This window comes from Marinomonas sp. CT5 (assembly GCF_018336975.1).
GTDB lineage: Bacteria > Pseudomonadota > Gammaproteobacteria > Pseudomonadales > Marinomonadaceae > Marinomonas.
The window spans coordinates 4,100,402-4,113,401 of the sequence record NZ_CP025572.1 but is presented as its reverse complement, the minus strand read 5'-3'; the positions used below and the strand labels follow the sequence as shown (position 1 = coordinate 4,113,401).

The 13,000-nt window shown below is 42.0% G+C and carries 14 protein-coding genes and 1 pseudogene; 9 read left to right on the top strand and 6 right to left on the bottom strand.

The window, feature by feature from the left end:
• From rimI to lplA, 7 genes are all read left to right on the top strand, one after another.
• On the top strand, positions 1–462 hold the full coding sequence (gene rimI, locus C0J08_RS19595) for a ribosomal protein S18-alanine N-acetyltransferase (protein ID WP_212653573.1): 462 nt from the start codon (positions 1–3) through the stop codon (positions 460–462).
• 51 nt (positions 463–513) lie between these two features.
• A complete protein-coding gene (locus C0J08_RS19590) occupies positions 514–1,065 on the top strand; it encodes a DJ-1 family glyoxalase III (protein ID WP_212653572.1) in 552 nt (183 codons plus the stop codon).
• A gap of 260 nt (positions 1,066–1,325) precedes the next feature.
• Entirely contained in the window at positions 1,326–2,456 is a 1,131-nt protein-coding gene (gene carA, locus C0J08_RS19585; protein ID WP_212653571.1) for a glutamine-hydrolyzing carbamoyl-phosphate synthase small subunit, read from the top strand.
• A 23-nt stretch (positions 2,457–2,479) separates the two neighbouring features.
• A complete protein-coding gene (carB, locus tag C0J08_RS19580; protein ID WP_212653570.1) occupies positions 2,480–5,695 on the top strand; it encodes a carbamoyl-phosphate synthase large subunit in 3,216 nt (1,071 codons plus the stop codon).
• Positions 5,695–6,171 (top strand): transcription elongation factor GreA, encoded by a 477-nt coding sequence (greA, locus tag C0J08_RS19575; RefSeq protein ID WP_212653569.1) that lies wholly within the window; start codon positions 5,695–5,697, stop codon positions 6,169–6,171. Before carB ends, greA begins: the two co-directional genes overlap by 1 nt.
• Positions 6,172–6,725: 554 nt before the next feature.
• Complete coding sequence (locus tag C0J08_RS19570; RefSeq protein WP_212653568.1) at positions 6,726–7,667, top strand: tripartite tricarboxylate transporter substrate binding protein; 942 nt, start codon at positions 6,726–6,728, stop codon at positions 7,665–7,667.
• A 193-nt stretch (positions 7,668–7,860) separates the two neighbouring features.
• Complete coding sequence (gene lplA, locus C0J08_RS19565) at positions 7,861–8,874, top strand: lipoate--protein ligase (protein WP_212653567.1); 1,014 nt, start codon at positions 7,861–7,863, stop codon at positions 8,872–8,874.
• 236 nt (positions 8,875–9,110) lie between these two features.
• Here lplA and C0J08_RS22775 read toward each other — a convergent pair whose 3' ends face one another.
• The 3 genes from C0J08_RS22775 to C0J08_RS19555 all read right to left on the bottom strand — a co-directional run bounded on the left by C0J08_RS22775 (position 9,111) and on the right by C0J08_RS19555 (position 9,967).
• Complete coding sequence (locus tag C0J08_RS22775) at positions 9,111–9,236, bottom strand: hypothetical protein (RefSeq protein ID WP_283247123.1); 126 nt, start codon at positions 9,234–9,236, stop codon at positions 9,111–9,113.
• A 43-nt stretch (positions 9,237–9,279) separates the two neighbouring features.
• Entirely contained in the window at positions 9,280–9,615 is a 336-nt protein-coding gene (locus tag C0J08_RS19560; RefSeq protein ID WP_212653566.1) for a hypothetical protein, read from the bottom strand.
• A gap of 88 nt (positions 9,616–9,703) precedes the next feature.
• Positions 9,704–9,967 carry a DUF7709 family protein gene (locus C0J08_RS19555; protein ID WP_249344391.1) on the bottom strand — a complete coding sequence of 88 codons (264 nt, stop codon included), beginning with the start codon at positions 9,965–9,967 and terminating at the stop codon, positions 9,704–9,706.
• A 99-nt stretch (positions 9,968–10,066) separates the two neighbouring features.
• On the opposite strand from C0J08_RS19555, the gene C0J08_RS19550 reads away from it, so the two are divergent.
• Positions 10,067–10,849: an AraC family transcriptional regulator gene (locus C0J08_RS19550; protein WP_249344389.1), complete on the top strand. Its 783-nt coding sequence runs from the start codon at positions 10,067–10,069 to the stop codon at positions 10,847–10,849.
• Between the two features lie 20 nt (positions 10,850–10,869).
• A pseudogene (locus tag C0J08_RS19545) lies at positions 10,870–11,050 on the top strand (Txe/YoeB family addiction module toxin); the annotation flags it as partial.
• A 27-nt stretch (positions 11,051–11,077) separates the two neighbouring features.
• On the opposite strand, the gene C0J08_RS19540 reads toward C0J08_RS19545, so the two are convergent.
• From C0J08_RS19540 to C0J08_RS19530, 3 genes are all read right to left on the bottom strand, one after another.
• The gene (locus C0J08_RS19540; protein ID WP_349304793.1) at positions 11,078–11,308 is read right to left on the bottom strand and encodes a type II toxin-antitoxin system RelE/ParE family toxin; all 231 of its coding nucleotides are present in this window, start codon (positions 11,306–11,308) and stop codon (positions 11,078–11,080) included.
• 63 nt (positions 11,309–11,371) lie between these two features.
• A complete protein-coding gene (locus tag C0J08_RS19535) occupies positions 11,372–11,587 on the bottom strand; it encodes an addiction module protein (protein ID WP_212653565.1) in 216 nt (71 codons plus the stop codon).
• A gap of 335 nt (positions 11,588–11,922) precedes the next feature.
• Positions 11,923–12,984 (bottom strand): hypothetical protein, encoded by a 1,062-nt coding sequence (locus C0J08_RS19530; RefSeq protein ID WP_212653564.1) that lies wholly within the window; start codon positions 12,982–12,984, stop codon positions 11,923–11,925.
• Between the last annotated feature and the right edge of the window lie 16 nt (positions 12,985–13,000).

Sequence of the window (13,000 nt, the reverse complement as noted above, 5' to 3'; positions counted from 1 at the left end):
ATGATTCCTTCTCTTTCTATTCGTCTGGCTAATGAGTCAGATTTACTTTTTCTTATTCAACTTGATGCTTTATCTAACCCTTATCCATGGGGTGAAGGTTTGCTCGAAGAAGCCTTACAGACACGTCAAAATTGGGTCGTTGAATTGGGTGATGCCACGCAAAAATCCATAGTGGGTTGGTTAACGGCATCGGTGGTGCTTGATCAATCCGAATTAGAATTAATTGTGATTGATTCTTCTGTGCGTAGACAGGGGCTAGCCAGACAGTTGATGATAGCTTGGTTGAATGCTTCAAAGCAGCAAGGTGTGAATGAGTTATTGCTGGAAGTACGAGAATCTAATGTTGGGGCGATTGCCTTGTATGAATCCTTAGGGTTTACGCAGGTCGGTTGTCGTAAAAACTATTATCAAACAGAGCAGGGTTTTGAAGCCGCGTGTCTGTTTACGTTAAGTATTCTCTAAAAAGTGAATCTGACAGAAATGAGATCTAACTTATTTAAAGGAGACCAAATTATGAGCAAGGTATTAGTGACTGTTGCTAATGGTAGTGAAGACATTGAAGCGATTACTATTATTGATGTGTTACGACGTGGCGGTTTGGATGTCACTGTAGCGAGTGTGCATGATGCTAAACAAGTTGAGTTTGCCCATGGCTCTAAATTTGAAGCCGATGCCTTGTTGGTTGATGTGGCGGATCAACAATTTGAAGCCATTGTACTTCCTGGTGGTATGCCAGGTGCGGAACATTTGCGTGATTGTGAATTGTTGGTTGATATGCTGGAGAAGCATGATATCCAAGATGCGTTATTAGCGGCTATTTGTGCGTCTCCCGCGGTGGTGTTTGGTACCCATGGTTTTGTGGTAGACAAGCAAGCAACTTGTTATCCAGGCTTTGAAGATGGTTTGACGGGAGCGGAGTTTATCGCCAATGAGCCTGTGGTAATGGATGGCAATATTTTAACCAGTAAAGGCCCAGCTACGGCCATGGTGTTTGCTTTGACCGTTTTAGGAAATTTAAAAGGCTATGAGGCCGCGCAGAATGTGGCAGATGGTTTGTTGTGTTGATGGGATAAAGTGTTAATTATATTCCTGACTAATAAGTCAAGAAAAATTGCATGTAAATCCAGTATTTTTGCTTGTTTTCGCGGCAATTCGGTGGACGCTAAAGGCGTATAAGAGTAGAATTAGGCAGATTTTTTGAACGCGAGATTCATTGGCTATCGATCAATGAATGAACGGCAAAAACGCAATTTCTTAAAAGCGAGATGGGCCGCCGGTTTATCTCGCTTTTTTGCAACCTGATAGTCTCTAAATGGGAGGTTCCTTTGGCAACATCAGCGATTCTGGCTCTGGAAGACGGCACGATTTTTAAAGGGGTGTCGATCGGAGCAGATGGCTCCTCAACAGCCGAGGTAGTGTTCAATACCTCGATGACTGGTTATCAAGAAATTCTTACTGATCCTTCCTATGCTCGACAAATGGTCACTCTGACCTATCCCCACATCGGGAATACAGGCGTTAACTCTGAAGATGAAGAATCTAATAATGTTTGGTGTGAAGGCTTGATCATTCGCGATCTTCCTTTGGTGGCTAGCAGCTGGCGCTCAGAAGAATCTCTAGATTCTTACTTGAAACGCAAAGGTGTTGTTGGTATTGCCGACATTGATACACGTAAATTGACGCGTATTCTTCGCGAAAAAGGCGCGCAAGCGGGTTGCATCATGGCAGGTGAGAATCTGGATGAAGCGGCGGCTGTTGCCGCAGCGAAAGCGTTTCCTGGCTTGAAAGGCATGGATTTAGCGAAAGAAGTGACTGTCGAAAAGGCTTATGAGTGGACGGAGTCTACTTGGGACCTTGTGAAAGGTCATACGACGCCAGAATCTTCTGATTTCCATGTGGTTGCTTATGACTATGGTGTGAAACGTAATATTTTACGTATGTTGGTCGAGCGTGGTTGCCGTTTGACTGTTGTACCTGCAAAAACGCCTGCAAGTGACGTATTGGCGCTGAATCCAGATGGTGTGTTCCTATCTAATGGACCTGGTGACCCAGAGCCATGTGATTACGCAATTCAAGCCATTAAAGAAATTCTAGAAACCGAGATTCCAGTGTTTGGTATCTGTCTTGGTCATCAGCTTTTGGCTTTGGCTTCTGGCGCGAAAACGAAAAAAATGAAGTTTGGTCACCACGGTGCAAACCATCCGGTACAAGCAATTGAAAAAGGCACAGTAATGATCACCAGCCAAAACCACGGTTTTGCGGTGGATGAAGATACTTTGCCAGCTAACCTTGTGATGACTCACAAATCTTTGTTCGATGGCTCTTTGCAAGGCATCGCTCGTACTGATAAGAGTGCATTCAGCTTCCAAGGTCACCCTGAAGCGAGCCCAGGTCCACATGATGTGGCGCCTTTGTTCGATCAGTTCATTGAAAACATCAAAGCCACTAAAGCCTAAAAGTAGGAGCGGAGCGAAATATTATGCCAAAACGTACTGACATAAAAAGCGTCTTAATTTTAGGTGCAGGCCCTATTGTTATCGGTCAGGCTTGTGAGTTTGACTATTCTGGTGCGCAAGCGTGTAAAGCGCTTCGTGAAGAAGGTTTTCGCGTTATTCTAGTGAACTCCAACCCAGCCACCATCATGACAGATCCTGTTATGGCCGATGCGACTTACATCGAGCCAATTGAATGGAAAACGGTTAAGAAAATCATCGAGAAAGAACGTCCAGATGCGGTTCTGCCTACTATGGGTGGTCAAACCGCATTGAACTGTGCGTTGGATCTTGAGCGCCATGGTGTATTGGAAAAATACAATGTGGAAATGATCGGTGCGACCGCTGACGCAATTGATAAAGCGGAAGACCGTCATCGTTTCGACGAGGCGATGAAAGCGATTGGTCTTGAGTGTCCTCGTGCAGGCATTGCACACAATATGGAAGAAGCTCTGAAAGTACAAAGTGAAGTCGGCTTCCCTTGTATCATTCGTCCTTCTTTCACCATGGGCGGCACCGGTGGTGGTATCGCCTACAACATGGAAGAGTTTGACGAAATCTGTACTCGTGGTTTGGACTTGTCGCCAACCAACGAATTGCTAATCGATGAATCTTTGATCGGTTGGAAAGAGTACGAGATGGAAGTTGTCCGCGACAAAAAAGACAACTGTATCATTGTTTGTGCGATTGAAAACTTCGACGCAATGGGTGTTCACACTGGTGACTCCATTACTGTTGCGCCTGCGCAAACTCTGACTGACAAAGAATATCAAATCATGCGTAACGCTTCTTTAGCGGTATTGCGTGAGATCGGTGTAGAGACTGGTGGTTCCAACGTACAGTTTGGTATGGACCCTAAAACTGGCCGTCTTGTGGTGATCGAGATGAACCCTCGTGTATCTCGTTCTTCTGCTTTAGCATCGAAAGCAACGGGCTTCCCTATTGCAAAAATCGCGGCGAAATTGGCCATCGGTTACACGCTAGATGAGTTGCAAAACGATATTACTGGTGGTCAAACGCCAGCGAGTTTCGAGCCGGCAATCGACTATGTTGTGACTAAAATTCCTCGCTTCACTTTCGAGAAGTTCCCTACGGCTAACGATCGTCTAACGACCCAGATGAAATCTGTGGGTGAAGTCATGGCGATTGGTCGTACTTTCCAAGAGTCTTTGCAAAAAGCATTGCGTGGCCTAGAAACAGGTTCTGATGGCTTTAACCCTCAGTTAGATTTCTCTGAAGAGAACAGCAAAGAAAAACTGGCTTACGAACTTCAATCCCCAGGTGCTGATCGCATTTGGTACATTGGTGATGCGTTCCGTTCTGGTATGACGGTTGATGAAGTATACGCAGCAACGGGTGTTGATCACTGGTTCTTGGTGCAAATCGAAGATTTGATCAAAGAAGAGTTAGCGTTGGCAGACAAAGGTCTGGTCGACATGACGTATGACGTGATTCGTCGCCTGAAACGCAAAGGTTTCTCTGATGCGCGTCTTGCTAACCTGTTGAATGTGACAGAAAAATCGTTGCGCGAACGTCGTTATTTGATGAATGTGCATCCAGTCTACAAACGTGTGGATACTTGTGCGGCTGAATTTGCGACTAACACGGCATACATGTATTCAACATACGAAGAAGAATGTGAAGCCGCACCAACAGATCGTGAGAAAGTGATCATCCTTGGTGGTGGTCCAAACCGTATCGGTCAAGGTATCGAATTCGACTACTGTTGTGTTCATGCCGCGCTAGGTCTACGTGAAGACGGTTACGAAACCATCATGGTTAACTGTAACCCTGAAACGGTATCGACTGACTACGACACTTCTGATCGTTTGTACTTCGAGCCAGTAACCCTTGAAGACGTTCTAGAGATCGTTCGCAAAGAGAAGCCAAAAGGTGTGATCGTGCAGTTTGGTGGTCAAACACCACTGAAAATTGCTCGTGCACTACAAAACGAAGGCGTACCAATCATTGGTACAACGCCTGAGTCTATTGACCGTGCAGAAGACCGTGAGCGCTTCCAGAGCATGATTCAGCGTTTGGGTTACAAACAGCCACACAATGCAACGGTTCGCAGTATTGAGCAAGCCGCAGCGAAAGCGGCTGACATCGGTTATCCGCTTGTTGTTCGTCCATCTTATGTATTAGGTGGCCGTGCGATGGAAATCGTGTACAACGAGAAAGAATTGATGCGTTACATGACAAGTGCTGTGAAAGTGTCTAACGACAGCCCAGTATTGCTTGATCACTTCTTGAATGCGGCGATTGAGATTGATATCGACTGTATCAGTGATGGTCATCAAGTGGTAATCGGCGGCATCATGCAGCACATCGAACAAGCGGGTGTTCACTCTGGTGACTCTGCATGTTCATTGCCACCATACTCTTTATCAAAAGAAGTGCAGGACGACATTCGTGAGATGATCAAAAACATGGCGCTAGAACTTGGCGTTGTCGGTTTGATGAACACTCAGCTTGCGGTTCAGGATGGCGAAATTTATGTGATCGAGGTGAACCCTCGTGCATCACGTACTGTGCCTTTCGTTTCTAAGTGTATTGGTCGTTCTTTGGCGCAAGTTGCCGCTTTGGTAATGGCAGGTAAAACGCTTGAAGAACTTGGTTTCACGAAAGAGATTATCCCTTCTTACTACAGTGTGAAAGAAGCGGTTTTCCCATTCAATAAGTTCCAGGGTGTCGATCCGATTCTTGGGCCTGAAATGAAATCCACAGGTGAAGTAATGGGCGTAGGTGATACCTTCGCAGAAGCATTCGGTAAAGCGGTTCTTGGTGGTGGTACGGAATTGCCAACATCTGGCTGTGCATTTATCAGTGTCCGTGACATGGATAAAGAGGGTGCGGTTGACGTTGCTCGCCGTCTGGCGGAGCTGGGCTTTGATCTTGTGGGTACGGAAGGCACAGCGAAGTATTTAACAGAGCGTGGTGTTGATGTTCGTAAAGTGAACAAGGTGAATGAAGGTCGTCCACATATTGTTGATATGATGAAGAATGGCGAAATTGATTACATCATCAATACGACATCTGGTACGCAAGCGATTGCCGATTCTTCTGTTATTCGTCGTACAGCATTACAGCGCAAGGTTTGTTACACTACAACATTGGCTGGTGCTGAAGCGACGAGTATGGCGATTAGCCTAACAGGTGAAACGAAAGTTAGAAGACTGCAAGATTTGCACTTGGGGAAATAATGAAAAAAGTACCAATGACAGTAGAAGGTGAAGCTCGTCTTAGAGAAGAGTTGAGTCACTTGAAGACTGTCGTCCGTCCTCGCGTGATTGCGGATATCGCAACGGCGCGTGAGCATGGCGACTTAAAAGAAAATGCTGAGTATCATGCTGCTCGTGAAGAGCAAGGATTTACTGAAGGTCGTATCAAAGAGATCGAAGGTAAATTGGCTGACTCGCAAGTGATTGATGTGAAAGCTTTGCCAGCATCCGGTAAGGTGATTTTTGGAACGACAGTAACTTTGTTTAATGTTGATACTGAAGATACAGTCACTTATAAGATTGTGGGTGACGATGAGGCAGAGGTAAAAGAGAAAAAAATTTCTTATGCTTCGCCTATTGCAAAAGCTATTATAGGGAAAGAAGAAGGCGACGAAGTTGTCGTTAAAATCCCGAGCGGTGAAGCTACATACGAAGTTGAGAAAGTAGAATACATTTAATGTATTAGACCTTTTTCTAAAAAGCCACGATGTGAAAGCATCGTGGCTTTTTTTATGCTCGAAATATATGGCGTACTCGATTTGCTCTTCTAGAGCTTGAAAAAGTTATTTTGACTTTACGTGTTTTGTTAAACTTATTATCAATTACTGTAACTATTAGTTAATGAAAGGCTAATGGTTTTAAAAAGAGGAATTTTATTCTCTTAAAATATAACAATAATAACAAATAGAGCATGCATTAGACGTGGTCGAATCGACGGATTGATATTATGAAAAACTATTCTTTGCGTAAGAAAATTCTCATATTTTGGTTATGGATAAAGAGACATTGTTTTCTCCAGTTCGTAGTTTTTTATCTGTAATTAGTTGGCTTGTTCTGTAATAAAAAAATGGTGGAAGGCTGCCTTTTGTTTTGAAAAGTAATGAATGGTTAAGGCTGCAGGGATTTGTTTGCGATATGGCTTTTTGTCTATTAGGTTCAATTAAAGATTCTTAATTTAGATTTGAATTTTTGACCTTTGACTCATTTAGCGCATTTTTTTAAGGAGAAAAACGTGAATAAATTAACAAGCATAATTGGGTGTAGTTTATTAGCCGCCCTAATCGTGTTGCCTCAGGTGGCTAAGGCTGAATATCCTCAAGCACCAGTGACATTTGTTGTACCTTTTCCTCCGGGGGATTTGGAAGATGTATTAACTAAAATTATTGCAGAGGAAATGACGAAAGAGACTGGTCATTCTGCGACAGTAAAAAACATCGCGGGGAATAGTGGTATCGTTGGGGGAGTAGAAGTATGGAACGCACCTGCTGATGGTTCGGTGATTGGATCTTTTGTAAATGATTTGGTCACAATGAACGTGCTGACAAAGAGTGTTCCATGGGATGAAAATGGATTTGAGCCTTTAGGTATCTTTTTAGATTACCCTTTTGTTATCGCTGTGAGTTCGAAAGCGCCTTACAATACGTTGAAGGAACTTGCGACGTATTCGCAGTCTAACAGCGTGACTTTAGGGCATTTCGGTCGTCAAGCTTTACCAACAGCCATGACTTTTCAAGCCGCCGATCGTCTTGGTATTAAGTTTTCTTCAGACTCCGGGTTTGATGCAACAGATTGTTCAATTTTAGAAAGTGGTCAGGTTGATGTGATCAACACGACTACACAGCTGGTGATGGATTGTTTGCAATCTGGTGATATTAAAATTCTTGCCAGCTTCACTTCCTCTCGAATTAGTTTGTCGCCTAATAGTCAAACAATGGATGAAGCTGCAGGTATTCCGATATCTATTTGGAATGGTCTGTTTGTTCGTGCGGGCACTCCAGATGAAGTGAAGCAGCGTATTACTGAGATTGCTAAAAAAGCCCTTCGCTCGGATGAGGTGAAGAAAATTGCCAATGAAACCGGAGCAGGTATTTATTGGCAAGATGCTGGAAGTGCCAAAATGCGTATCCAAGAAGAGCTTTTCCTATCGCAACAATTACTTAAGTACTTGCAATAATAAAACGGTGGATGTACGGATTGCGCCTAATATAAGCGACCCCATATTAGCCTGTCTTAATGATAAAAAGCGCAATCCTATGGATTACGCTTTTTTATTTTCGTTGAGGTAATTCAATAGAGTAAATCATTGTAAGTAAGAATGTATATTATTAACATGAAGTACATTTAATGTACTTTAAAGAGATACTGTTATGGCGAGCCGAATTTTACTGTCCCATTCTAATAATCCTCACTTTAACCTTGCTGTGGAAGATTGTATTTTCCGCTCTATGCCAGCCGATCAGCGTGTATTATTTCTATGGAGAAACGCTGATACTGTGGTTATTGGTCGCTTTCAGAACCCTTGGAAGGAATGCAATATCAGTAGGATGGAGCAAGATAAAATTCATCTTGCTCGTCGTCAAAGTGGAGGTGGTGCTGTCTTTCATGATTTAGGAAATACTAACTTCACCTTTATGGCTGGCAAACCCGAATACAATAAAGAAGTATCTACTAAGATTGTGTTAAATGGTTTGAAAAAATTAGGTATTGAAGGTTACGCGAATGGCCGCAATGACTTTGTTGTGGGGGAAGGGGATGAAATGCGCAAATTCTCTGGTTCAGCCTACAAAGAAACTAAAGAACGCGGTTTTCATCATGGCACTTTATTGTTGCATGCAGATTTGAATCGTCTAGCCAATTATCTCAATCCCGACCCCAAAAAGCTGCAATCGAAGGGCATCACGTCTGTTCGGTCTCGGGTGACTAATTTGAATAACTTGTATCCGACTATTGATCATCAACTAGTGTGTGATGCCATTATAGAGTCATTTTGTGAATACTTTGGCGAAGTGCCCGTTATCGAAGAAATCTCTCCAGATGCCTTGCCTGATTTGCCTGGTTTTGTTGAAAAATTTGAACAGCAGCAAAGTTGGGATTGGAACTTTGGTAAATCCCCACAATTTACTTACACACTCGATGAGCGTTTTAAATGGGGGGGCGTTGAGGTTCATCTTGATCTGCAAAACGCGAAAATTACCGCAGCGCAGACTTTCACCGATAGCTTGTTTCCTGACCCCATTGCACAACTCGCGACAAGCTTGATTGGTGTCAGTTATCGTCCAGACGCCATTGCTGCGTGTGTCGACTCGCTAATTAGCCGTTATCCGGATCATAAGGCAGACTTAGAAGAGATGAAGGATTGGTTGGTTAAGGCGGTTGTCTAGTTAAACCCTAGTTATTTTTATGATTAGGAAAACTTGAACGTCTCATTAATAATATTGCCAAGATAAAGTCCATTTCTGTTCTTTATCTTGTGCGGTTCTTTTACCAAATACCCTACACCATTATCGTCCCACATCCAGTTCCCTTTTTCTGTGGTATCAATTTGAAAAATGTATTCAGGATAAGTGTCATGCTCATTTTATGGCGACCAAGATATTCCGGATTGAATCAATGTAGGTTAGCCACCAAACTTAAAGCCATTTATATTCTCGAATATATCGTGATAATCATCATCAATCTTCTCCGTACATTCAAGCGCAATCTTTTCCCAGTAGAGATAGTCTTCTTCAATTGCTTCATCCATGATGGATTTTCTTTGCCATAGATGGCTTCAAACATTGGAAGCATTATAGGGGATTTAAACTTTGTTCCTGCTGGATATTGTACCGTCCTGATTTAAGCATAAATGCTAAAATTTTATTCATTAAGGCTTTATTTTCAGAATGTAAGGTTGCACCAGCAAATTCATCAAACTCTTCACGAAGACGAAAAATACCTGCTTTGGTATGAATATCATCCGTATATTCAGCGGGGCCGAATGATTGATGAACTCTTAGGCAGTCGACAATATCTAGTGGCTTTAATATTTCGAGTAATTCCGACGAATTAAACCCTTGGTCGCCATCAATCCAAAAATAAAAGCCACCATCCTTTGTTGCTATTTTTATTACTTTGATTTTCATGGGTACTCAATATTTGATTCAGTTGTTGGGCCAGTGTTCGTTGAGCCGTTAAGGTCAGTGATTTAACGGCTCTTACCTTTTAGGCTGATTAACACTCTTCACTTAAAGTTCTTAGAACCTTATTTTGAAACTGAAACACCTCAAACATGCCTAATACTTGCAGAGCAGGAAGTGTCTCTTTAATCGCCTCGAAGAGTTTTGCTTTTTCTTCCTCTGTGGTATTGGGATCTTGCCAGAGTTTAGCATTTTGTAAAAATGCGGCTACTGTTCCTTTGCGAATGTGAATGCCGTCAAGATTTGCTTGGTTAACATCTTCGGGCAAAATGTCTTCGGGTTTGATAATGGATGTCATGAGTAGGCCTCTTAAACTAATAAATGAGTGCTCAGTATAGTGCGGGGATTTTGGCTATACTCCATTAATTGAGACAACTAATACTGAGAAATTGCCAAAGTGAAAACATCTTTACTGCTTGTGGATATTATTGATCAATCTGATGCTGACTTAATTTTGTCGGTGGAATTAGTTGAAAATCAGATAAGAGAAACAGAGTTGCATCAACATGCATTTGGCCAGTTGGTTGGTAGTTTAGAAGGACTTTTGTCAGTGCAAACCGAATTCGGTTGGTGGGTTGTTCCCGCCACCCATACTGTGTGGGTTCCACCAAATACATTGCATGGCGCGAAATCCCATGGCCATTTTAAAGGTTGGAGTGTTTACCTTGACCCAAAAAGAAGCCAGTTACTTAATGGCTCCCCAAAAACTTTTCAAACAACACCACTACTAAAAGAACTTGTGCATCGAGCAGCCAGTTGGTCAGACGATACGTCTCAAGCCGTGAAAAACCGTTTATCCGAAGTACTGTTTGATGAAATCGTGAACTTGCCAGAAACTTTGTTTGGTTTGGTGCAGCCTGAATTACCATCTCTTAAAAAGATGACTGATGGGCTACTATCGAACCTTGCTGATAATCGAAGTTTAGAGGAATGGGCGAGAACGATAGGTTTGTCTTCGAGAACCCTAGCACGACGTTTTAACGAGCAAACAGGGCTGGGTTTTTCTGAATGGCGGCAGCGAGCAAGGGTGTTGAGCGCTATCGAAATGTTGGCCGACAACATCCCCGTCACCAATATTGCGTTCACCTTGGGCTATGAAAATGTCAGCGCCTTTATTGCCATGTTTCGTCGTGTGATGGGAGTAACACCGGGGCAATATATTCAGTTCAATATCGATTAATTCATTGCTTGAGCTGAAAGCGTATCAACTTGCTGATAAAGGATATTCAGCTTGAGCCATTATGAATGGATTGGTAAACCTGAACCTTTAAGGCATGGCCTTGCTGGTTATTGGTCTCGTCGCATCAATGATGAACACCGAATTGTTTATAAATATCAAGACGATTTCATCTTGATAGCGCAGCTACGATATCACTATTAAGTTTTTGTTTTTGTCATGTTTATCGTTCTAGCTACTCGTTCGATTAGCCCAGTAGTTAGGTCTTTGGTGGCTAGAGGCAATAGCCACGACCAGTAACAAGTCGCCTTTAATTTGATAAATAATTGAATATGGGAATCGGTTAAGTAAGCACTTATGCGTGACTGAGCTGGCTTTTTGCCAAGCAGCTGGGTGTAATTTAATTCGTTCTATCGGCGACTCTAGTTCAGCAATGAATCTCAACCCTAGGCCTTTATAAATACCATCATAGTATTTGAAGGCATCATCGAGTTCCCTTTCGGCGATGTCTAAAAAATTCTACGTTCATTTATATTTACTTAACACTTCAGACAAGGGCTTGGAGGTTAGCTGTTTTTTTTCATACGCTTCAATGCGAGCATCTGCCTCTCGTGCCCAAATAGCGTTTAGCTCAGCATTCGGTGCGTCTAAGCTTTCAAGAAGCTTTTCGACAAGCTCTACCCGTTCGCTCGTTGAGAGTGATAACGCATCTTCAACGATGTTTCTGTTTATTTGAGTCATTGTATATCCTCCTCGATTGAGTAAAAGAATAGCACTGAAAAGAGGAGAGTTGTATCTACCTTGATGCTGAGGAAAAAGGGTTGAACTGAATGTTGAATTTATTCTGCTCAAGAGTTTTCATATGTAAAGTCGAATAAATCGCGTAATTCGCTTAACATTGATAAAAATACATTGGCATCATCAGAAGCTCTAAAGTCATCGTAATTCGATGATCTCGGAGACTTTGTTGAGAAAAATGCATGTATCGCTTGGTGGGTGGTGGCAGGAATGAGATATATGGATTGAGGCTTTGATATTTACAGATTTTTCCCAGGAAAAGAGTGGTTGTAGTTTAATTATTTGCTAGTTTTATTCTGGTAAAGCCAATTAATTTTAGCAAGCTCGTTATCAATTGTTGAATGACAAAGCTGTTGTGACCCATGTTGAAACCATGAGAAATTTGCGCGAAACCTATGAAGTTGAGATATTTTTTTCTTAATACTTTCTTCAAGTGGTGTGGATGTCCATGGGTTTTCAAAAAAAATAATGCCGTCTTTGGTCAGCAAGATTGCACCATGTAACTGACTGCGTAGCCTAAATAAACCTTCTTTCTGCTGCTTGTAGAAACCAGAGTTAAAGTCAGAGTATTTAAGTATCGTTCTCTCTGGAGAAAATGTACTCACATTTAGTTTTCCATAGAATGCATGCCAAATACCAAAATTACCAGTATAAGCAGTACCTGCATGTAGGATTGTTTTTAGTGGCTGTGTATCATCACAACCTACATTAAACCCATGAGTTAAATCTAACCACAGTAGGTTTGTAGATTCAGGCTTACTCTGATCATTTTCACGTTTATGATTTATTATACGATCAATTATTTTATTTGCTGGGTAGCTTTTAGCTCCTTGAGTTTGTCCAGTTAGCGGCCGAGAGAAGGCAATAACAACATCTCTACCTTTTTGGGATTCTTGTTGTTCCCTCACAGCAGTTATATTTTGCTCTGAAGTTTGAGGACAATATACTTCCGCATAACCAGAATTAAAGAGTTTAAAATCAGGTGTTTTAGATTTTTTAGCTTCAGGTAAAGGTTCTAATTCATTGAAAACCTCTGAGAGAAGTCCGCCTGCTATTACTTCGGCAGCAACTTTTGAATTCAGATGAATAGTGTTTTTCAAGTAAGGTAATCTTGATAGCTCTTCGAGGTTATTTTTTAGCCATGGTATGTGTTTGCCGCGATTAATCAATGTCTCAGCAGCAACAGAAATGTTAAGTAAATTCGAATAATTATCAGCTAAAACTCCTTTTCCATTGTTTTCTGACATCATATGTCCAAGATAGCTATCAGCTAAGATTGATATATGATTTTCATTCAAAAAAGTATCCAAATAATGGTAACCAAATTCACTTAATTTCATAATTGCTCATTTTTGG

Bases quoted from the DNA above. Each gene is read 5' to 3' on its own strand.
- greA (WP_212653569.1), top strand. From the start codon at position 5,695: ATGAAAAAAGTACCAATGACAGTAGAAGGTGAAGCTCGTCTTAGAGAA.
- C0J08_RS19530 (WP_212653564.1), bottom strand. From the start codon at position 12,984: ATGAAATTAAGTGAATTTGGTTACCATTATTTGGATACTTTTTTGAAT.
- C0J08_RS19555 (WP_249344391.1), bottom strand. From the start codon at position 9,967: ATGACATCCATTATCAAACCCGAAGACATTTTGCCCGAAGATGTTAAC.
- C0J08_RS19535 (WP_212653565.1), bottom strand. From the start codon at position 11,587: ATGACTCAAATAAACAGAAACATCGTTGAAGATGCGTTATCACTCTCA.
- carB (WP_212653570.1), top strand. From the start codon at position 2,480: ATGCCAAAACGTACTGACATAAAAAGCGTCTTAATTTTAGGTGCAGGC.
- C0J08_RS22775 (WP_283247123.1), bottom strand. From the start codon at position 9,236: ATGGATGAAGCAATTGAAGAAGACTATCTCTACTGGGAAAAGATTGCG.
- C0J08_RS19590 (WP_212653572.1), top strand. From the start codon at position 514: ATGAGCAAGGTATTAGTGACTGTTGCTAATGGTAGTGAAGACATTGAA.
- lplA (WP_212653567.1), top strand. From the start codon at position 7,861: ATGGCGAGCCGAATTTTACTGTCCCATTCTAATAATCCTCACTTTAAC.
- rimI (WP_212653573.1), top strand. From the start codon at position 1: ATGATTCCTTCTCTTTCTATTCGTCTGGCTAATGAGTCAGATTTACTT.
- C0J08_RS19560 (WP_212653566.1), bottom strand. From the start codon at position 9,615: ATGAAAATCAAAGTAATAAAAATAGCAACAAAGGATGGTGGCTTTTAT.